General features: G+C 67.8%; 20 protein-coding genes and 2 pseudogenes. 16 read left to right on the forward strand and 6 right to left on the reverse strand.

The annotated features are described in order from the left end of the window. The first annotated feature begins 54 nt into the window (after positions 1-54). The 6 genes from ACVDFE_RS31415 (at position 55) to ACVDFE_RS31440 (ending at position 5,973) form a co-directional block, all read left to right on the forward strand. On the forward strand, positions 55-756 hold the full coding sequence (locus tag ACVDFE_RS31415) for a phosphotransferase (protein ID WP_458433040.1): 702 nt from the start codon (positions 55-57) through the stop codon (positions 754-756). A 191-nt stretch (positions 757-947) separates the two neighbouring features. Next, on the forward strand, positions 948-2,345 hold the full coding sequence (locus ACVDFE_RS31420; protein ID WP_458433041.1) for a family 43 glycosylhydrolase: 1,398 nt from the start codon (positions 948-950) through the stop codon (positions 2,343-2,345). 17 nt (positions 2,346-2,362) lie between these two features. Continuing rightward, the gene (locus ACVDFE_RS31425; protein WP_458433042.1) at positions 2,363-3,814 is read left to right on the forward strand and encodes a glycoside hydrolase family 43 protein; all 1,452 of its coding nucleotides are present in this window, start codon (positions 2,363-2,365) and stop codon (positions 3,812-3,814) included. 84 nt (positions 3,815-3,898) lie between these two features. Next, positions 3,899-4,258, forward strand: coding sequence for a hypothetical protein (locus ACVDFE_RS31430; protein ID WP_458433043.1), 360 nt, complete (start codon positions 3,899-3,901; stop codon positions 4,256-4,258). 191 nt (positions 4,259-4,449) lie between these two features. Next, positions 4,450-5,270, forward strand: a protein-coding gene (locus ACVDFE_RS31435; protein WP_458433044.1) for an IS5 family transposase whose coding sequence is annotated in 2 segments (ribosomal slippage) — positions 4,450-4,813 and positions 4,813-5,270 — 822 coding nt in all. Because the reading frame shifts where the segments join, the coding sequence is not laid out codon by codon here. Positions 5,271-5,454: 184 nt separating this feature from the next. Continuing rightward, positions 5,455-5,973, forward strand: a complete 519-nt coding sequence (locus ACVDFE_RS31440; RefSeq protein WP_458433045.1) for a fatty acid desaturase family protein — start codon at positions 5,455-5,457, stop codon at positions 5,971-5,973. Here ACVDFE_RS31440 and ACVDFE_RS31445 read toward each other — a convergent pair. From ACVDFE_RS31445 to ACVDFE_RS31465, 5 genes are all read right to left on the reverse strand, one after another. After that, entirely contained in the window at positions 5,896-6,798 is a 903-nt protein-coding gene (locus ACVDFE_RS31445) for a glycoside hydrolase family 130 protein (RefSeq protein WP_458433046.1), read from the reverse strand. The genes ACVDFE_RS31440 and ACVDFE_RS31445 overlap by 78 nt on opposite strands. Positions 6,799-7,401: 603 nt before the next feature. After that, positions 7,402-8,412: a hypothetical protein gene (locus tag ACVDFE_RS31450; RefSeq protein WP_458433048.1), complete on the reverse strand. Its 1,011-nt coding sequence runs from the start codon at positions 8,410-8,412 to the stop codon at positions 7,402-7,404. Beyond that, positions 8,409-9,356, reverse strand: a complete 948-nt coding sequence (locus tag ACVDFE_RS31455; RefSeq protein ID WP_458433049.1) for a glycosyltransferase — start codon at positions 9,354-9,356, stop codon at positions 8,409-8,411. Before ACVDFE_RS31455 ends, ACVDFE_RS31450 begins: the two co-directional genes overlap by 4 nt. A 282-nt stretch (positions 9,357-9,638) precedes the next feature. After that, positions 9,639-9,794 carry a DUF6307 family protein gene (locus ACVDFE_RS31460; protein ID WP_360388164.1) on the reverse strand — a complete coding sequence of 52 codons (156 nt, stop codon included), beginning with the start codon at positions 9,792-9,794 and terminating at the stop codon, positions 9,639-9,641. After that, entirely contained in the window at positions 9,791-10,357 is a 567-nt protein-coding gene (locus ACVDFE_RS31465; protein ID WP_360388161.1) for a DUF5994 family protein, read from the reverse strand. Before ACVDFE_RS31465 ends, ACVDFE_RS31460 begins: the two co-directional genes overlap by 4 nt. Positions 10,358-10,786: 429 nt before the next feature. Between ACVDFE_RS31465 and ACVDFE_RS31470 the strand changes: the two genes are divergently transcribed. The 10 genes and pseudogenes from ACVDFE_RS31470 to ACVDFE_RS31515 all read left to right on the forward strand — a co-directional run bounded on the left by ACVDFE_RS31470 (position 10,787) and on the right by ACVDFE_RS31515 (position 19,688). Continuing rightward, on the forward strand, positions 10,787-11,380 hold the full coding sequence (locus ACVDFE_RS31470; RefSeq protein WP_458433051.1) for a GNAT family N-acetyltransferase: 594 nt from the start codon (positions 10,787-10,789) through the stop codon (positions 11,378-11,380). 529 nt (positions 11,381-11,909) lie between these two features. Next, on the forward strand, positions 11,910-12,083 hold the full coding sequence (locus ACVDFE_RS31475; protein WP_458433053.1) for an RGCVC family protein: 174 nt from the start codon (positions 11,910-11,912) through the stop codon (positions 12,081-12,083). Positions 12,084-12,306: 223 nt separating this feature from the next. Beyond that, positions 12,307-12,507 carry a cold-shock protein gene (locus ACVDFE_RS31480; protein ID WP_360388152.1) on the forward strand — a complete coding sequence of 67 codons (201 nt, stop codon included), beginning with the start codon at positions 12,307-12,309 and terminating at the stop codon, positions 12,505-12,507. A 298-nt stretch (positions 12,508-12,805) separates the two neighbouring features. Further along, positions 12,806-13,706, forward strand: a pseudogene (locus ACVDFE_RS31485) (acyl-CoA desaturase). Positions 13,707-13,922: 216 nt separating this feature from the next. Then, complete coding sequence (locus tag ACVDFE_RS31490) at positions 13,923-14,960, forward strand: transcriptional regulator (protein ID WP_458433055.1); 1,038 nt, start codon at positions 13,923-13,925, stop codon at positions 14,958-14,960. 153 nt (positions 14,961-15,113) lie between these two features. After that, positions 15,114-16,022, forward strand: a complete 909-nt coding sequence (locus ACVDFE_RS31495) for a hypothetical protein (protein WP_458433056.1) — start codon at positions 15,114-15,116, stop codon at positions 16,020-16,022. 429 nt (positions 16,023-16,451) lie between these two features. Continuing rightward, positions 16,452-16,835, forward strand: a complete 384-nt coding sequence (locus ACVDFE_RS31500) for an HPF/RaiA family ribosome-associated protein (protein WP_360388145.1) — start codon at positions 16,452-16,454, stop codon at positions 16,833-16,835. A gap of 148 nt (positions 16,836-16,983) precedes the next feature. Next, entirely contained in the window at positions 16,984-17,712 is a 729-nt protein-coding gene (locus ACVDFE_RS31505) for a GAF and ANTAR domain-containing protein (protein ID WP_360388387.1), read from the forward strand. Between the two features lie 5 nt (positions 17,713-17,717). Beyond that, a complete protein-coding gene (locus tag ACVDFE_RS31510; protein WP_458433058.1) occupies positions 17,718-18,446 on the forward strand; it encodes a GAF and ANTAR domain-containing protein in 729 nt (242 codons plus the stop codon). A 258-nt stretch (positions 18,447-18,704) separates the two neighbouring features. Next, complete coding sequence (locus ACVDFE_RS31515) at positions 18,705-19,688, forward strand: AI-2E family transporter (RefSeq protein ID WP_458434426.1); 984 nt, start codon at positions 18,705-18,707, stop codon at positions 19,686-19,688. A gap of 126 nt (positions 19,689-19,814) precedes the next feature. Here ACVDFE_RS31515 and ACVDFE_RS31520 read toward each other — a convergent pair. Further along, positions 19,815-20,669: pseudogene (locus ACVDFE_RS31520) on the reverse strand (magnesium and cobalt transport protein CorA); the annotation flags it as partial. Positions 20,670-20,713: the final 44 nt, after the last annotated feature.

The raw sequence follows: 20,713 nt of genomic DNA on the forward strand, positions 1-20,713 counted from the left end.
AACTTGATCTGCTCAACGGCGTCGAGCATGCCAACAACCACCAGGAGTTCACAGTTGTCTTCCGTCGAGATCCCGCTGACCGGTGGCATGATCACGCAGGGCGTGGTCCGGGTGGGAGACACGGTGCGGCGCCCGGTCGGGCCGCATTCGCCGTTCGTGCACCGGCTGCTGCGACACCTGGAGGACGTGGGGTGCGAGGCCGCGCCGAGGCTGCTGGGCATCGACGACAGGGGGCGCGAGGTCCTCAGCTTCCAGCGGGGTGAGGTGGTGACCGGGTTCCGGGCCCGAGACTGGTCGTCCGCCCAGGTCACCGCCGCGGCCCGGCTGTTGCGGCGGCTGCACGACGCGACCGCGGGAGCGCCGCTCGCGGGTGCCGAGGAGACGGTGTGCCACAACGACTTCTCACCGCTCAACGTCGCCTTCTCGCGCGGTCTTCCCGTGTCCGCCTTCGACTTCGACCAGGCCACCCCCGGTCCCCGCGTCCACGACGTCGCCTACGCCGCGTGGTTGTGGCTGCTCGGTCCCGAGATCACCCACCCGCTCGACCACCAGCTGGGTCTCCTGCGCACCTTCCTCGACGCGTACGGCCTGGCCGAGGACCAGCGCCGGGGCTTCGGCGGGCGCGTCGTCGCGAGGGTCGAGGCCGAACGCGACTTCCACGCGCGCGCCGGACGCGTCCTGGGCCCCGGGACGTGGCTGCACGACGAGATCGTCTGGTTGACCGAGCACATCGCTGTCGTCGATGCGGCGTGTTGACCGTTCGACACCTCATCGACACGATCCGTTGACGCCCGAGTTGCCGTCGTGCTCTCATTTAGCTCAACCGAAAGATGTTAACGCTAACACTCATTCGACACCGCACAGCAGCTCGCCGTATGAGCCGCACAATCGAATGATGTTAGCGCTAACTCGACGATTCGCCCCGTTCGACGATGATCGGAGCCGTCATGAACCGAGGGACCCGCCTGCTCACGGCGTCCTCTCTCGTCGTCGCATCGACCCTCGTCCTGCCCGCAACGCCGGCGTCCGCGGCCACCCTGCCCGTCGGCGCGCGGTCGCTGGAGGCGGTGAGCCACCCCGGCCGGTTCCTGCGCCACGCCGACTTCCTGGGCCGCCTCGACGCCGTGACCTCGGGCAGCTCCGCCCAGGTCCGGTCGGACGCCACGGTCACCGTGGTCAACGGGCTGGCGTCACCGTCGTGCTACTCGTTGCAGGCCGCCAACGGGATGTTCCTGCGCCACCGCGACCTGCGGGTGCGCCTGGAGGCCAACGACGGCACACCCACCTTCCGCGGGGACGCGACGTTCTGCACCGCCGACGGCTCGGTGACCGGTTCGGTGTCACTGGTGTCGTTCAACTACCCGGACCGGCGGTTGCGGCACAAGAACTTCGAGCTGTGGGTGGAGTCCTACCAGGACACGGACAGGTTCCGCGCCGACAGCTCCTTCAAGGTCACGGCACCGTGGCAGCCGAAGACCGCCAAGGGCCCGGTGATGCCCGGCCTGTTCGCCGACCCGCACATCACCCACCTCAACGGCCGCTTCTACCTGTACCCGACGACCGACGGGTACGCGAGCTGGTCCTCCCCGTACTACAAGGCGTTCTCGTCGACCGACCTGGTGAACTGGACCGACCACGGCGTGGTCCTGGACCACGGACCGGACGTCTCCTGGGCCGACAACTCGGCGTGGGCGCCCGCGGTCGTCACCAAGAACGGCCGGTACTACCTGTACTTCAGCGGTGGCGCGGCCACCGGTGACACGCGCAAGCACCTCGGCGTGGCCGTGTCCGACTCCCCCACCGGCCCGTTCCGCGACGCGCTCGGCCAGCCACTGGTCCGGGCCGGCACCCACCCCGGTCAGGCCATCGACCCGATGGTGTTCACCGACGACAACGGGCAGTCCTACCTGTACTGGGGCAACGGTGCCGCGCACGTCGTGCCGTTGAACGCCGACATGGTCTCCTTCGACCCGGCGGCGGTGCGCACCATCACCACGCCGGGGTTCCGCGAGGCGTCGTTCGTGCTGAAGCGCAACGGCACCTACTACTTCATGTGGTCCGAGAACGACACCCGTGACGAGAACTACCGGGTGGCCTACGCGACCGGTCCCTCGCCGCTCGGGCCGTGGACCGCACGTGGTGTCGTGCTCCAGAAACGCCTGGAGCTCGGCATCAAGGGCACCGGCCACCACTCGGTGGTCCAGGTACCGGGCACCGACACCTGGTACGCCGCCTACCACCGGTTCGCCGTACCCGGTGGCAACGGCACCAACCGCGAGGTCGCCGTCGACCGCATGACGTTCAACGCCGACGGCACCATCGCCCCGATCGTCCCCACCCTCTGACCGGAGGAGAACAAACCGTGCAACGAACCACGTCGCGCGCCGCCGCGGCCTTGGTCGCGGCGCTGCTGGTGCTCACCGCACAGGTCCTCGTCGCCGTGGACCGGGCATCGGCCGCCGACCCGTTCACCGGCTACCTGATGGCGCACTTCACCGGTGAGTCCGCGAGCGGGGAGCGGCTCTACCTCGCGCACAGCAAGGACGGCCTGCACTGGACCGACCTCAACGACGGCGCACCGGCGCTCCTGTCCACCGTGGGCACGAAGGGCGTGCGCGACCCCGCGATCGTCCGCTCCCCCGACGGCAGCCGCTACTGGATCATCGCGACGGACCTGCGCATCGCGAGCGGCACCTCGTGGGACGACGCGGCCAACCGCGGCAGCAAGTCGCTGGTCGTGTGGGAGTCCACCGACCTGGTGAACTGGTCGGCGCCGCGGTTGCTCGACGTGGCCGGCGCGATCCCCGGCGCGGGTGACGCGTGGGCGCCCGAGGCGATCTTCGACCCCGCCTCCGGCGACTACGTCATCTACTGGGCGACGAACGCGACCCTCAACGGTGTCAAGAAGCACCGCATCTACTACACGCGGACCCGCGACTTCCGCACGGTCAGCGCGCCGGCCGTGTACATCGACCGCAGCGGCAACCAGGGCGTCATCGACACCCAGATCGTCGAGTCGCCGACCAGCACCGGCGGGTTCCGGTACTACCGCGCCTCCGCGGACGGTCACATCACCATCGAGGGCAGCAACTCGGTCCTGGGAACGTGGACGCGGATCGGCGACCTGTCGCACATGGGCATCTCCAACGGCGCCACCGGCGGCAACGTCGTCGAGGGACCGATGTGGATGCCGTTCAACAACCGCAACGAGTGGGCGCTGTGGCTCGACCAGTTCGCCACCGGCCGCGGGTACATGCCGATCGCGTCCACCAACCTCGGCAGCACGCGGAACTTCCGCACCGTGTCGGACTACTCGCTCGGCGGCACCCGCAAGCGCCACGGCGGGATCATGGGCCTGACCGCCGCGGAAGAGAGCCGCGTGCTGGCCAAGTACGGCACGAGCCGGCCGGTGAACCGCCTGCAGTCGTTCAACTTCCAGGACCGCTACGTCCGGCACGCCGACTTCGACGTGCGCATCGACGCCAACGTCAGCCCGGCGCAGGACGCCCAGTTCCGGATCATGCCGGGCCTGGCCGACCCCTCCGCCGTGTCGTTCCAGTCGGTCAACTACCCCGGCTACTACCTGCGGCACGTGAACTACGACTTCGTGCTCGCGCCGCTGGACGGCACCACTCAGTTCGCGGCGGACGCCACCTTCCGCCAGGTCGCCGGGCTGGCCTCGTCGTCGTGGAGCTCGTTCCAGTCCTACAACCACCCCGACCGCTACATCCGGCACTACGCCTACCTCCTGAAGCTGGAACAGATCACCACCGCCACGGCGCGCAGCGATGCCACGTTCCGCCTGACCGGCTGACCACACCACAGCTCGGGAGGGGTGGGTGCCGGCTGGCGGCCACCCCTCCCGTCCCCACCCGACCCATCCCGGCAAGAAGGGCACATGCGCGCACTCACCTCCCGGCTCGCGGCACTGGTCGCGGCCGTTGCCCTGCTCCTGGGCTCCCACTCCCTCGCCGCACCGCAGCGCGCCGTCGCCGAGCCCGGCTACCTGATGGTGCACTTCACCGATGACTCCGCGATCGACCAGCAGCTCCACCTCGCGCACAGCAGCGACGGCCTGCACTGGACCGACCTCAACGGCGGCGCACCGGCGCTGCGCTCCACGATCGGCACGAAGGGCGTGCGCGACCCCGCGCTGGTGCGCTCGCCCGACGGCAGCCGGTACTGGATCGTCGCAACGGACCTGTGCATCCGCTGCGGCTCCACGTACACCAACGGCAGCCCCAGCCTGGCAGTGTGAGGGCCAGGGGTTCGAGTCCCCTCAGCTCCACAATTGGATACAGCATAAGAATCGCCCGCTGACCTGCGTAAGCAGGTTCAGCGGGCGATCTTGCTTTTCCGTCCCAAGTGGACGGTTGTATGCCTAAGAGGTCCTAACAGAATGATCAACGTGGTGGCGTGCAGCATGTCGGATGTGGATCATGTTTGACCGTGAGGAGGGGTCAGTCGCCGCCGTGGATCGTCTCGGACGATCTGTGGGAGCGGATCGAGCCGCTACTGCCGGTGGTGCCGCGCAGGCCGCGTAATCCTGGTCGTAAGAGGGTGCCGGACCGGCAGGTGCTGTGCGGAATTCTGTTCGTGCTGCACACCGGGATCCAGTGGGAGTTCCTGCCACAGGAGTTGGGCTTCGGCTCCGGGATGACCTGCTGGCGGCGGTTGCGCGACTGGAACGAGGCTGGCGTGTGGTCGCGGCTGCATGAGCTTCTGCTGGCGGAGTTGCACTCGGCGGGCAGGCTGGACTGGGACCGGGCAGTGATCGACACCTCGCACGTCCGTGCTGCTCGACGCGGCCCAAAAGCGGGCCGAGCCCGGTCGACCGCGCCCGGCCGGGCTCCAAACACCACGTCCTGACCGACGGCGGGGGCATCCCGCTCGCGGTCCTGCTCACCGGCGGCAACCGCAACGACGTCACCGGTCTCGAGCCCCTACTGGACGCGGTGCCCAACGTGCGCGGCAGACGGGGCCGGCCGCGCCGACGCCCGAGGACGGTCTACGCCGACCGCGGCTACGACCACGACAAGTACCGCAGACGCCTGCGCGCCAGGGGAATCACGCCGCGGATCGCTCGCCGCGGCGAGTCCCACGGCTCCGGCCTGGGGACAGTCCGCTGGGTCGTGGAGCGCACGATCGCCTGGTACCACGGCATGAAACGCCTGCGCATCCGCTGGGAACGCCGCGACGACATCCACGAAGCCTTCCTCGGCCTCGCTACCTGCATCATCTGCTACCGCCACGTCCAACGATTCTGTTAGGACCTCTTAAGCCCCTGTCCACCGTTCGGGGTGAACCTCAACATCGGCTACAGCGCGCTGCGCATCCACCCGGAACAACCGTGGCACCCGATCTACCTGGCGCAGCCGTTCTACAACATGGCGCTCGCGATGTTCTTCGAGTGGGGCATCACGATCTACGACGTCGAGCTGGAACGTGCCTGGCGTGGCGAGAAGAGCTTGCGCGAGGCAGCTGCGCGGTGTCCTCGGCAAGGCCGGCCGTCAGGTGATCAAGGACTACGTCGCGTTCCCACTGCTGTCAGGCCCGTCGTTCCTGCCGACGTTGCTCGCGAACCTGACCGCGAACACGATCCGCAACGTGTGGACGCACACGATCATCTTCTGCGGCCACTTTCCTGACGGCACGGTGGTCTTCACCGAGGACCAACTCGACGGCGAGACCCGCGGTGAGTGGTACCTGCGTCAACTGGCCGGTTCGGCGAACATCGACGGCGGCACGCTGTTCCACCTCATGACCGGAGACCTCAGCCACCAGATCGAGCATCACCGGTTCCCGGACCTGCCGAGCAACCGGTACGCCGAGATCGCGCCGCGCGTACGTGCGCTCTGCGAACGATTCGGCCTGCCCCACACCACTGGCCCGTTGCTACAACAGACCGCCAGCGTGTGGAAACGCGTGCTGAGGCTCGCTTTCCCCGGTCAGGGCGGCCAGCAGGCCACGTAGTGACGTGGTCGCCAGCCCGATGGAGGCGTCGCTGGCACCGTAGGGGATCACCAGCGTGTCGTCGTGCAACAGGGGACCGCAGGAGTAGACGACGTTGGGTACGTAGCCGTCGCGTTCGGCGGCGGTGGGCAGCAGCAGCGGTTGAGGCAGGGTCGCCAGCACCCGTTCGGGGTGGTCGAGGTCGAGCAGGATCGCGCCCATCGAGTAGACGCGCATCGGGCCGACTCCGTGGGTCAGCACGAGCCAGCCCTCGGAAGTCTCGATGGGCGAACCGCAGTTGCCGACCTGGACGAGGTCCCAGTCCCTGGCGGGCACCTCCACCGGTCGTGGCTCGTTCCAGGTCCTGATGTCGTCGGAGGTCGCCACGGCCGTGCTCTCCTCGTCGCCGCGCGACAACGCCGCGTACCGGCCGCCGATCTTCCTGGGGAACAGGGCCATGCCCTTGTTGCGAGCGGCCGACCCCGTCGTCTGTGTGACGTGGAAGGTGCGGAAATCCTTGGACTGCAACAACTGTGGTGCGACGTCCACACCGTCGTAGGCGGTGTAGGTGGCGTAGTAGGTCTGGTCGCCATCATCGTCGGTGAAGCGCACGAACCTGGCGTCTTCCATGCCCTGGCGTTCGGACGGGCCGGTCGGCCAGAGCACCCGGCCGCTGATGACGGTGTCGTCGGGGAACTCCGAGGTGTAGTTGCACGCGGCGATCCACCGGATCAGCTCCACGGTCCGGTGTGCCTCCTGGCGGGCGACCAGACTCGGGTGCAGATCGGCCAGCACGAGATTCAGGTCGGCGTCGGTGAACCGCTCGGGCAGCCACCGGTTCAGCACGGCGGAGACCTCGTCGTCGTGGCCGAGGCTCGGCGAGTTTGCCCAGGAAGAGGCTCTTCTCGTACACCGCCTCCCGATGGAGGCCGGTGGTGATGACGTTCGGGGGCGCGTCGACGGTGAGCACACCGTCAGGACCGACCACCCCGGTCCGGAAACCGATCGACGACAGATGGCCCTCACCGATGCCGCGGACACTCAGCACGAACCGCAGATGTCCCGGTGCCAGCCCGCTCTGATCGGGGTGCGCGACCATGGACGGGTTGCACAGCGCGGCGCCTTCGATAGCGTACTCATGCGTGAAGTACGCGCCGATGAGCAGCCGGCGGGACTCGGACAGCTCGACGCCCTCGGGGAAGCGGTGGCTGACGCTCGCGAAGTGGTCGGCGAAAGTCACGCGGACGTCCCTGTGGCGTCCCGCGAACAGGCCGATGGCGCGGTCGAGCGTGGCGCACGCGGTTTCCTCGTCCAGCGCCATCACTCGCCGGATCACGGCCGCGGACCGCGACTCGTGTTCGGGCCGTTCCTCTCCCGGCACGAACAGTTTGGTGATGACCCGGCGCGGATCCGGCCGCAGCCGCAGCGAGGCGCGAGTGACACGGGCGTTCATCCGGTGCTCCCCAGCAGAGTGCGGCCGTGTTGCAGGGTGGAGATCAGCGCCAGGGTCGACTCGGCGCCCTGGTTGCGGTTGGGTCCTCCGTGCGTGAGTCCGTCGTAGCCGCCCCCGGTCTCCCTGTCGTGCATGGGCAGACCCAGGTCGTTGTCGCCGTCGAACCACGCGACCGCGCGGCGGACATCGGTGAGCCACATCAGGTCGCCGGTGACCTGGTAGGCGCGGGCGCAGGCGTCGGCCAGCGCCGCCACCTCGATGGGTTGCTGGTCGAACGCCGGGCGAGGCTCGCCGAGGTGCCAGCCGCCGGCCGGGGTCGGCGAGAGATGGATCTCGGCGGACTCGACGGTCAGCAGCCAGTCCAGCAGCCGCAGCCCGTCGTCGCGGATCTTGCGTTCCGAGAGGAGATGACCTGCGGCGATCAGCGCCTCGGGCAGCACCGCGTTGGCGTAGAAGAGTCGTTTCTCCGGCCACGGCCAGGTCGGTACGTCGCCGGGTTCGCCGACGTACGAGGCGATGTCACCGAGCAGCTTGGCCGCGAGGGCGTGCTCGGAGTCGGCGCTGAGCACCTCGGCGGCGCCGAGCGCGGCGAAGGCCATCGACCGCACCGACGGAGGCCTGTGGTGGGCGCTTGCCTCGAAGCGGTCCAGAGCAGCCGTGCGCATCCAGGGCACCGGGCAGCGGGCAGCCGCGGTGCCCAGTCCCCACAACGCACGCCCCCACCAGTCACCCAGCCCCGGCCCGTCCCGCCAGCCGCGGTCGGGTACGAGCCGGTTGTGGAACCGCCCGTCGTCGGCCTGCGCGTGAGCGGTGAAGGCGAGATAGCGCTCCAGCAGGATGACCAGATCGGCGGACAGCTCCGGCTCGCGGCTCAGGACGACCAAGCCTCGGGCGACGTCGTCCAGGCAGTAGCCGTGCTCCCGGCGAGGCAACGGCCCGTCGGCGTGCTCGTACAGGCCCGTGTCGTCGCTGAGCCGGGCCAGGTGGGTGAAACTCGGGCCGGTCACGCCGTCACGGCGACTCGGGCGGCGAGCAGGTGCTCCGCCAGGTCTCGATACCGGCTCGCGACCGCCGGCCAGTTCAGTGCCGGGGCGAGGCTCGCCGAGCGGTCGCTCATCCCGGCCGCGAGTCCCGGTTCGGTCAGCACCCGCCGCAACGCCGCGGTGATGGCGGCAGGGTCGCGGTGGGGCACCAGCAGCCCGGCCCCGTTCGCCAGCAGCTCGGCGGCGTGAGGGAACTCGGTCGCGACCACCGGTTTGCGAGCGGCCAGGGCTTCGACGAGCACACCGGACGTGACCTGCTCGGACGAGTCGTAGGGCAGGAGGATGACGTCGGCCTGGCCGACCAGCTCCGCCAGTGCGTCCACTTCGAGGTAGGTCGAATCGAACTCGACCAGGTCCGCGACGCCGAACGCGGCGGCGCGGTTGCGCAGGTTCCTGCGGTAGGCCTCACCCTCGTGCGCCAGCACCTTGGGATGGGTCTGGCCGGCCACCAGGTAACGCGGCTTCAGATCGCGCAACGCACCCAGTGCGGAGATGCCCCACTCGATGCCCTTGCCACGCCCCAGCAAGCCCCAGGTGAGGATCATCGGCCTGTCTGCGGACGGATCGCGGGCGGGTGGCTCGACGGGGAGCGCGCCGTGCGGAATCACGACGACCTCATCGGGCCGTCCGACGGCGTAGCCGTCCACGAGCCGGCGCCGCGCGGCTTCGGACATGGTCACCACGGCGTCGGCGTAGCCGACTACCTCCTCGAGCACCTGCCGCTGGCCAGGGGTGGGCGTGGTGAGCACCGTGTGCAGCACGATGATCACCGGGACCCGCAGCCGGGCCAGCACACCGAGCACGTCCGCACCATCACGGCCGGCGTAGATCCCGTACTCGTGCTGCACCACCACCATGTCGCAGCGGTTGAGCACGTCGGCCGCGGCCTCGACCGCGCCGGGGATCATCTCGTGCACCACTGATGTTCCCGCTACGGCGGCGGGTTCGTGATCCGGCTCCGCGAGAACACGGACCACCTTGCCCTTGCTGTCCGGCGTCACCGCGGTCAGATGGCTCAGCAGAGAAGCGGTGAACGTGGCGAGTCCGCATTGCGTGGGTGGATACGTACTCAGGAAACCGTACGTGCGAAGCACAAAGGACCTTCCGGGTCGGCTGGAACGTGGGACCGGTGACCACCGGCGCTGAGTCCTCCCGGGGCGCCCGGGCTGTTGGAACGCGCCGGTCGGCGATCAGCGGACGTGCTCCGGGATGTGGTCCAACGCGCCCAGCACGTGCACGGCAAGACCCTGTGCGTCTTTCGCGCTGAGTTCGGTGTGCGCAGCCAGGACTTCTTGGACCAGCTTGACTCTGCGCTCGTACAAGGACAGGTAGGTCGATGTCGTCATGGGGTGTGCTTCCTGTTCTGCTCCGGGATTCGGCCGCCGTCTGCTTCCCAGCCCGCGAGAGCGATCCGGGACAGGTCGGCCGTGCGTTGCGTCGACGCGGTCATGCTGACGCCCGCAGCGAGCAGGTCGTCGACAGTCTGGGTGTTGCCGCGATCGGCGGTGATCATCATGGTCTGCTGCGCGGCGGCCGGGTCGGTGTTCGACGGCACGACGAGCAGCGTGAGCCGGTGCTTGTCCGCCGCGAGCACGTCCACGGTGTGCGGGGGCCTGGAGATGAACCCGTCGAGCCGGATCTGGCGGCCGTCGCCGATGATGCGGCGCGGCGCGGAGTTCCACTCGGTCATGTTGTAGCTCACCCGCAGGATGTCGCCCAGGCGAGCTCCCAGCGCTGCGAGCAACGAGGGCAGCTCGGCGGCGAGGTCGCGGGAACGTGGCCACCAGGCCCCGTCGACGTGTCCCGTCGTGGGCGCCTTCGGCCGCAGCCTCAGTCGTTGCGAGAGCTGAGACTGCTCGGGGATCGCAGTGGCAGGTGAGGCTTCGGAAAGGTGGGGTGCTGACGTCATGTCAGGACTCCCGTCCCCGGCCGGAAAAACAGCCGGTCTAGTTTCGCCGAGCACGGCATGAACTCGATTGCCCATATACGCGCTGTTCTCGGCAACTTCACTCTACACCGATTCAGTCATGATCGACCGAAATGTCGCCAAATTTCTGGATCACCCACCCGCATGTCAGATCGAAGTACGGAAAACGCCTTCAGTGACCCAAACCTGCAGGTCAGATACTCACAGCTGACTCTCAGGATGACGTAGGCCGGATTTTCTGATCACACAGGGCTCGACCACTTGTGCCAGTGGTGCGTGTAGCATGGAGGAAAAAGTGCCGCTTTTCAACGGCCTCCTCGATCCTTCCCGAAATGGCCTGGCGATCCATATCGGACCATTTGCTCGAACATCACCCGGCCAGCTCGCGCAACCGGGGGACGGAGTACCGATATGAGCACGTCGACATGGACGACCCACCCGCTGACCACAGAGCGCCTGACCTTGCGGCCCTGGATGGTCGACGACGCACAGGCCGCGCTGGACGTCTACGGCCACGCCGAGGTGACACGCTGGCTCAGTCCCGACATGGACCGGGTGCCCGACCTCGCGGCCATGCGGCTGTTGCTGCAGCAGTGGAGCGCTGAAGGCGCCCGGTTGCCCGCTCCGGCCGGCCGATGGGCCATCCAGCGCAACACGGACGATCGTGTGATCGGCGGCGCCGTCCTGCTTCCGCTGCCGCCAGGCGACGAGGATCTGGAGATCGGCTGGCAGCTGTGCCCCGACGCCTGGGGCAACGGCTACGCCACCGAGACCACCCACGCGCTGGCCAGCTGGGCGTTCAGCCAGAACGTCCAGGAGATCTTCGCCGTCGTCCGCCCTGGCAACGCCCGCGCCGCGGCCACCGTCCGCAACAACGGCATGCACTGGGTCGGCGAGACCACCAAGTACTTCGGCGTCGAGCTGCAGGTGTTCCGCCTCCGTGCGGCTGACCTCGATCGGGCGGCACCCACGGCGCTGCAGCCACCCAACCTCAGTGGCTACTGACTCTCTGCCGCACAGCGGCCCGTTCGGCGCAGCGTCGACCTGTCTTCGTGAGCCGCGCGGGTCCGCCACCACGGACAGGAGACACGTGGAACAGCTCAGCCTCGGAGTGATCGCGCAGTCCCGCAAGGAGAACGGACCCGGCTTTCCCCGCATCCGTTACACCTGGCCAGGATCCACGCGGACCTCCTCGCAAAACGACGATCTGTCCACTTTGGCCACTGGCGCCCTGGTCGTCGGCGTCTCCTGCGACGCGGGCATGGCTTCGGATGGGCACGCCCACCTCGTTCACGGAGCAGGACTTCCTGGTGGGCGACCACGTGCCTTACCACAGCGTGGACCACAGCCCGTCCTGTCCTGTGGAGCTCGGCGACCTGGGGGATCAGCGAAGCGCTGCTCCCGCACCTGCGTCCGGTGCTCACCGGCGCCTGGGACTCCAGCGAGATCATCCGGCGTGCCATCGAGGTCCGCGAAGGAACCATCCTGAACACCCGCATCCTCTTCTTCCAACACCGATCATCGGAGTACCCGCATGCCCGTGTCTGAGCTGCAAACCGCCGTACTGGCCGACCACTCCGAGCACTCAGGCACCGCAGGCATCTGTGTCGTGTGCCCGCACCCGTGGCACGAGCACGACCCGATCGGTGTTCGCTACTGCACCGCGACCACCGCCTCCGCGCTGTCCCGAGGCTGCATCTGCCGGTGACGTGCGACACCTGATGCCACCACGGGAACTAATTTGCCCGCGGCGGTGTTGCACGAGGTGGTCGTAGAGTTTTGTGTTCGTGGTTCATCACGCTCGCGGAAACGGTGTTGCGGGCGCTTCTTTCTTTTTCCTGCAGGACAAGCTGGAGAAGTCGCCGTCTGAAGCCCGGCCTGGGAATCGCATTCCGCGGTGCCCACCCCAGCCCCTGACAAGGAGAAGGACAATGACACGGGGAACCGTGAAGTGGTTCAACGCGGAGAAGGGCTTCGGCTTCCTCTCCCGTGAGAACGGGCCAGACGTCTTCGTGCACTACTCGGAGATCGACGGTCACGGCTACCGCAGCCTCGAGGACGACCAGCGCGTCGAGTTCGAGGTGACCCAGGGCCCCAAGGGCCCGCAGGCCACCGCCGTCCGCGCCATCTGACCTCACATCGTGCTCCTACCAGCTGACACACGCTGACGGAGACACCAACCCGGTGCCCCTCGACCATCCCCCGATCGAGGGGCATCGGCCTCAGCACATCGGTTTTGCCACCGCCACACCACGGGTATCCAGGCGGTGTGACGACCTGACGCGGGTCGCCTGACATCCGGCACCTGCCAAATCCCACACCGATCGCCCTGGACCCCGGCGACGGAGAACGTATGCCGTCCCCGGAGGTACGAGCGTGAGTGCGCAAGTCGAATCGAACGTCCGTCAAGCCGACGCCGCACCGCAGCCCATGCTGGCCGGAGAGAAGTCCCCGGCCGAGATGTTCCTGGTCAAGTTGTTCGCCGTCATACCAGCGCTGGCACTGGCGGCAGCGGTTCCGCTGGCGTGGGGCTGGGGTCTGGGCTGGGTCGACGTCGGTCTCGCCGTTTCTTCCACACCCTCACGTGTCTCGGCGTGACGATCGGATTCCACCGCTACTTCACGCACGGTGCTTTCAAAGCCAACCGCGCACTGCGGATCGGGCTCGCGGTGACCGGCAGCATGGCCATGCAGGGCCCGATCATCGGCTGGGTCGCCGACCACCGCCGCCACCACGCCTACGCTGACCGCGAAGGGGACCCGCACTCCCCCTGGTTGTTCGGCACCTCGGCCACCGCGCTGGCCAAGGGTTCTGGCACGCCCACCTGGGCTGGATGTTCCGCCGGGAACTGACCAATGCCGCACGCTTCGCCCCCGACCTGCTCGCCGACCCGGACATCCAGCGCGTCAACCGCTGGTTCCCCGCACTGACCGCCGTGACACTGCTCGCACCCGCGCTGATCGGCGGGCTGGCCACCTGGAGCTGGTGGGGAGCGCTGACCGCGTTCTTCTGGGCCGGTCTCGTCCGCGTCGCCGTGCTGCACCACGTCACCTGGTCGGTCAACTCGATCTGCCACATGATCGGCGACCGGCCGTTCGAGGCGCGCGACAAGTCCGCAAACTTCTGGCCCCTGGCGATCCTGTCCATGGGTGAGTCCTGGCACAACTCCCACCACGCCGATCCCACCTGCGCCCGTCACGGCGTCCGCCGCGGCCAGATCGACATCTCCGCGCGACTGATCTGGGTCTTCGAGAAGCTCGGCTGGGCCACCAAAGTCCGCTGGCCGAGGCCGGAACGACTGGCCCGCAACCTCAAGACCACCACTTCCTGACCCTCACACCCGTTTGGCGTCATCCGCAGCCACACCATTCGGTGGCAGCATTCACGGCGCAGCTCGGTTATTTTCGAAAGCAGCCGAGTCCCTTCGGCGAAGGCACAGGTCAAGCTCCAGGCCCGGTGATGACCCGGTCATCGGCGAGAGGGCTGCGTTATCCGCTCCGGCCCCCGGCGGCGCCCACTTCTCAGTCGCGCTGTCAGGAGTGCCGCCATGGCCATCCCGGATTCCTCCCCTGCTCACGAACGTTCACCGCGATCGATTGACGTCTCCGACGTCGTTCGGCTGGAGGCGGACACGCACGCTCTGCGCGCGCTGGACTACCGGCAAGGCGGTGACTCCTGTCTCGACGCGGTCCGCACCCGGATGCGGGAAGGGCTGCTGATGCTCGACGCGTCAGCCACCGAGAAAGTGCGGCGGCGGCTGCATGTCGCGCTGGCCGACCTGCACAACCTCGCCGGCTGGGTGTGCTTCGACGCCGGTCTGGTCAGCAACGCCCGCGTGCAGTTCACCCGAGCACTTGTGTTCGCCGGGTGGGGCCGGCACGACGGGCTGATCGCCAACATCTGCTATCGGCTCGGCCGCGTGTGCCTGCACCACGAGAGCCTTGACGAGGCGTTGGACTACTTCCGGCTCGGCCAGCTCGCGGCGACGCGGCCGGGCAACGAGATCGCGGCCAGCATTCTGTCGGTGAACTCGGCGTGGACCCATGCCAAGCACGGGGCCGGCGACCAGGCGCTCGCCGAGCTCGACCGTGGCCGGGACCAGTTCGCGGCCGCCGACCACACCCAGGTGCCCGACTGGGCCAGGTTCTTCACCACGACCGATCTGTCAGCCGTCGCCGGCGCCGTGCACACAGATCTCGCCCGAACAGTGAGCCCTCGCCACACCCGAATCGCGATTCCGTTGCTCATCGAAGCGACCGACGACTACGACGACGACATGACCCGCAGCCGTGCGTTCAGCCTCGTCCTGCTGTCGATCAACCACCTGCTCGACCGAGACCTCGACATCGGCGTCGACATCGGATTCCGCGCGCTGGCGTCCGCCGAGACCCTGGCCTCGGCACGAGTCCGCGATCGCATCCGTCCGCTCGGCCGGCAAGCGGAACGGCACGCCTCCCACGCCGGCGCGCAGGAACTAGCCGCGAGCATTGCCACTTACGCCACCACCGGTCCGTCAGCACCACTGCGGTCCGCGCCGACGCCGACCGCCCAGCCACGAGCCCCGCACGACAACGACAAGTACTGATCGACGCGGTCCGTTCACGTATTTTACGCCATGGGGAATCGGTAGGAGATTTTCAAGAGACCGCAATTCACGACAGAACCGTTCGAGTCACCGAGGTGTACAGGAACATCTCGGAGGAGTAGGTTGTGGGTTGTTGCTCAAGACCTCGGTAGCGTGTCAGACGCGAGCCGAGGTTTTTTCGTACAACAATTTGCCCCAGGAATAGAAGTAGTCATGCGAAAGCTCCGCACGACCATCCACGCCCTGATTGGAACCATCGTCGTCATCGGGGGTTTGACCGTCGTCACCCCGGTGGCACAGGCCATCACCATCCCCGTGGCGTGCAGCGAGAACGCTCTCGTTGACGCGGTGAGCCTCGCCAACTCCACGACCGCGACGGACACCCTCGTCCTGACGAGCGGCTGCACCTACGGTCTGACCTCGCCCCATGGCGGCCTGGCCAACGGACTGCCGGTGATCACCACTCGGATCGAGATGATCGGCCCTGCGACGATCACCCGCTCCTCACTGCTGCTCTTCCGCATCGCCGAGGTCAGCACCACCGGCAACCTCACCCTCACCACGTCGGTCGCGATCACCAACGGCAGCGTCGTAGGCCATGGTGGCAGCATCCTCAACCGCGGCGCGGTGACCTTCACCCGCAGCAGCTTGAGCGGCAACACGGCGACACTCAACGGTGGTGGACTGGCCAACGCTGACACCCCTTCCGGCACAGCGCCGGCCGCAACGTTCACCCGAAGCCCGGTGTTCAGCAACACGGCTCTGCTGCGCGGCGGCGGCATTTACAACGGTCTCCGAGGCACGCTGACAACCACCGGCGTCTCCGGCAGCCCGATGCCGATCATCGGCAACACCGGCTCACAGGGTGGCGGCATCGCGGCCGTCAGATCCACCGCGACCACCATGACCCAGACCGCCGTGTCCGGGAACCTCGCGCTGCTGACCGCGGGGGGCGTCTACCGCAACGGCGGAACCATGACCACGACCGACTCGCCGATCAGCGCCAACACGCCGAACAACTGCGTCGGCAGCACCCCGGCAGTGCCCAACTGCACCGGGTAGTCAGATCCGGAAAGGACGTGCGGGCTTCCCTCCGGGAAGGCCCGCACGTCGCCTCACCCGTCCGCGGACCTGCCGAGCGAACCGCAGGAGCGCTGGGCCGAGTGCGGCGCGATGGGCACCACCGCGCCATCCACCCACGTGAGGCGTAGTGTGAGGTGTGCAAGCCCCCTGCCTGAAAGGGGGGTGTTCATGACCGATACGTGCGCCATCAGGCCCGTACAGTCACAATCCTCCGACACGGCCCCGTCGGCCACTGCCGAGCTCGCTCCTTCAACGGCCGCCCGTTCCCAACCCGTGGCGTGCCCCGAGCGGGAGTGATGTGCTCCATCGGACGGTGACAAAAGGAGCAGTCCAGGCCAGGCCGGCGCGAATCTTGCACACGCCACCGTGTCCGTCGAGCACAACCATCCACAAAGGACTAATAGTCGCATGAACAAAACCCCGGACGACACAGCTGTTGTCGCCCAGCGCCTGCACCTCGCCACCGGCTTCCTCGCGTCAGAACGAGGATGGGTCGTGGAACGCCTCGCCGCCCTCGGTTCGCGACTGCGGTCGTTCCGCGACGACCAGATAGACCTGGAAATCAGCGTGAAGGACCGCAAGGGCGTCGAGCAGCGAGTCACCCTCGAATGCTGGATCAACCGCACTCCTCGCCTGCATCTCGTCGCCACGTCGTCGGAGCGCGACCTGCCAGGGGCGCTCAACGAGGTACGCGACGAACTCGTCCGTCAGGTCGACGAGGCCAAGACCCGGACTGAACCACGCAGCAACCGCGCGCTGAGGTCTGTGCCCCGGCTGCCCGAGCACGAATAGCACCCGCGGTCAGGACGCGTTCCTCCTTCCGAGCGCCGGTATCCGTCAAACCACCTACCTGATCTCGGCGCGCGTCCGCCCGTTTGGCAGGCCACCTGGGGGCTAGGCTTTCGTTCGTACGAGATCACAATGGCGAGGAGTGACCAGCATGGGCACGAATCGGCATCTCGACATCCTCGTGGTGATCAATGAGATCGCCAGAGCGGACCAGGAGCCCACGGGTGTCCGTCATGTTTGTCTTGCCTGCCGGGCAGGCCTGAACGCGGCCGGCGTCGGGGTCTACCTGGCCGGTACCGTGCAACCGCTCGAAGTCATCGGGACGGCGGGCGAGGAGATGGCCGAGCTGCAGGTGACGATGGGTGAGGGGCCCGTATCGGAGGCTCTGCGGCAGAACCAGCCGGTGTTGGTGCCCGACCTGGCGAACGGGTGGAGTGCGCAGCGCTGGCCCGTGTTCGCCCCGGCCGCCGTCGCGGCGGGGGTGGCGGCGGTGTTCGTGATCCCCCTGACGATGGGGGCGATCGCGTTGGGCGCGTTGGAGATCTGCCGGGATGTCGACGGCCCGTTGTCGCCGGATGAGCTCGCGGATGCGCTGCTGTTCGCGGACACCGCGACAGCGCTGTTGCTCGGCCGGTCCGCGGCGCCGGCGGCGCTGGACGGCGGTGATCTGTGGGGTACTGAGCCGGAGCGTCGCTGGGGTGTGGTGCACCAGGCCACCGGCATGGTGTCGGTGCAGCTGGACACCGATCTCGGTGAGGCGTTCCTGCGGCTGCGCGCGCACGCGTACCTCACCGGCCTGCGTCTGTCGGAGGTAGCGGCGGACGTGGTCGCGCGCAGACTGAGATTCACCCCGGATACCGACCATGAGAAACAGAGGTGAGTCACGTGTTGGACCGGCGGATCACTCAGACCTTCGTCGAGCTTGCGGACACGCTCGTGTTGCGGTTCGACGCCATCGACTTCCTGCACACCCTGACCGAACGCTGCGTCGAGCTGCTCGAGGTGGACGCGGTCGGAATCCTGCTGGCCGACCAGCGAGGTGCGCTGAACCTGGTGGCGGCGTCCACCGAGCAGGCCCGGATGCTGGAGCTGTTCCAGTTGCAGGACGAGGAGGGCCCGTGCCTGGACTGCTTCCACACCGGGCAGCCGGTGGAGTGCGTGGACCTGGCGCAGGAGCCGCAGCGCTGGCCCCGGTTCGCGGGCGCGGCACGTGAGCAGGGGTTCTCCGCCGTTCACGCGGTGCCGATGCGATTGCGTGAGCAGATCATCGGCGCGCTGAACCTGTTCCGGACCTCGCCCGGCGCCATCCCGGAGGACGCGGTCGAGCTGGCGCAGTCCTTCGCCAACGTGGCGACGATCAGCATGCTCCAGGTTCGCGCGCTCCGGCACAGCGAGATGGTCACCGAACAGCTGCAGAACGCGCTCAACAGCCGCATCGTCATCGAACAGGCCAAGGGCATCCTGACCGAGCGCCTGCAGATCGATGTCGCGGACGCGTTCTCCCTGATGCGCACCCATGCCCGCAACAGCAACCAACTGCTGTCGGACATCGCGCAGCAGGTGATCGCGCGATCGCCGGAGGTCGCCGAACTGATGCGGGTCGACAAAGCCTGACGCCCGTAGAGGGGCGCCGCACAGCCCACGGGCGTAGCTCGACGGTACCGAGAGCACTTCGCGGAAGCCGGACCAGCGCCGTTCTCGGCGTTCCCCGTGAACGGTTGTCCGCCGACCGGGACGGGAGTGGTCGGCATGCTGCCGAACCAGCGCGCATACACGGTTCCCGTGCGGACCATCCTCGCGACCATCGGGCTGACCCTGACCACGGTTGTGGCCGTGGTGTTCGTCATGCACGTCCAACGAGTGCTCGTGTGGATGCTCATCGCGGTCGTCTTCACCGTCGCGCTCTACCCGGCGGTGAACTGGCTGCAGAACCACGTCAGATGGTGCCGCCGCTCGCTGGCGACGCTGGTCGTGTTCCTCGTGGTCTTCCTGGTCTTCGGCGGCGTGCTCACCCTCTTCGCCATACCGCTGGCCGAGCAGGGCACGCAGCTGGCGACCCGGTTGCCGGACATGATCGCGGACGCACGCGGCGGCAGAGGCCCCATCGGGACTTTGTTGGAGCGCACCAACGCGCTGGAGTTCGCCCGTGACAACGAGGAACGCATCCGGCAGTTCGCGACCGGACTCGGCACGCCGGCGCTGAACCTGCTGCGCAGCGCGGTCACCGGAATCGTCGCGACCATCTCCATCTTCGTCCTGTCCTACCTCGCGGTGCTGCAAGGCCCCGAAGTGATCGACGGGACCCTCGCACTGTTCCCGCCGCACCGCGCGGACCGCATTCACCGCGTAGGCCGCGAGTGCACGAAGACCATCACCGGCCACATCTCCGGCAACCTGCTCATCAGCGTCATCTGCGGCGTGCTCACCTACATCGTGCTAAAGATCTTCGGAGTGCCGTTCGCCGAACTGATCGCGGTCTTCGTCGCGATCGCCGACCTGATCCCACTGGTGGGCGCCACCCTCGGCGCGGTGGTCGCCGGCATCGCCGCCCTCATCCGCTCGCTGCCCGCGGCCATCACCGTGATCATCTTCTTCATCGTCTACCAGCAGCTGGAGAACCACCTCCTGCAACCAGTGATCTTCTCCAGGACGGTCAAGCTCAACCCGCTGACCGTGCTCGTCGCCTTGCTGCTGGCGACCGAACTCGCCGGAATACTCGGCGCACTGCTCGCCATCCCGGTCACCGGCGTCATCCAGGTCGTCCTGCGCGACGTCTGGAACCACCGCGGCGGAGAGCCAGACGCTGGATCTGTTGTGGCAGCGGAGAACACGCATCAAGAACCGCTCGCTGACTGATCCACACAGGACGGTCGGCTCCGGCTGCCCGGCGACTGTGTCAAAGCCAGCCGCGACGCCGGAAACCAGGTAGAGGCCGGTGCACACCAGCGCCATGAGCAGCAGTGCGAACGGGTATCCCCACAGCCAGCTCAGCTCGGGCATGTGGTGGAAGTTCATCCCGTAGATCGTGCCGATCAGCGTGGGAGCGAACAGGATCGCCGCCCACGAGGAAACCCTCTTGATCTGCTCGTTCTGTGCGTTGCTGGCTTCGGCCAGAAGCCGCATCTCCTCGTTCTGCGCCTGGGTGACCAGAGTGGTGTTGACGGCGAGGACGTCGGCGAGCATGCCGCGGAAGCTGTCGGCCTGCTCGACCACGATGGTGGCGTGGTCGGCCACGTCGCGCAGATGGCGCCGCAGTTCCTCGTCGATGCCGTACTTGGCGAACCCGGCCGAGAGGCTGTCGAGGATCGTGAGCAGCGGGCGGGTGGCGCGTTGGAACTCCATCACCTCACGGGACAGCTCGTAGATTCGCCGGGAGGCGTTCGGGTCGCGGCTGAACACCTCGGACTCGATCTCTTCAATGTCGTTGTGCAGGCCGGACACTACGGGTGTGCAGCCGTCGACCACCGCGTCCAGCACGGCGTAAAGCACCGCCTCGGGGCCCAGCCGCAACAGGTGGGGCCGAGCCTCCAACCGGCGCCGCACGCCGGCCAGATCCGGTGTCTCGCCGTGCCGCACGGTGAGCACGAAATTGGGACCCACGAACAGGTGCAGCTCACCGAACTCGACCCGCTCGGTGTCATCGCGGTAGTCGGCCGAGCGCAGTACCACGAACAGGGTGTCGTCGTAGCGTTCCAGTTTCGGGCGCTGGTGGGCTGTGATGGCGTCCTCTACCGCCAGTCCGTGCAGCCCGAGCTGGCCGGCGGCGTCCACCAGCTGTGCCTCGGCCGGTCGGTACAGGCCGATCCAGGCCATGCTGCTGGCTTGCCGCTCCAGCATTCGGAAGGTGTCGGCCAGCGTGGTCGGGGACGCGGCATGCCGCC

The sequence above is a fragment of the Lentzea chajnantorensis genome (assembly GCF_054300775.1).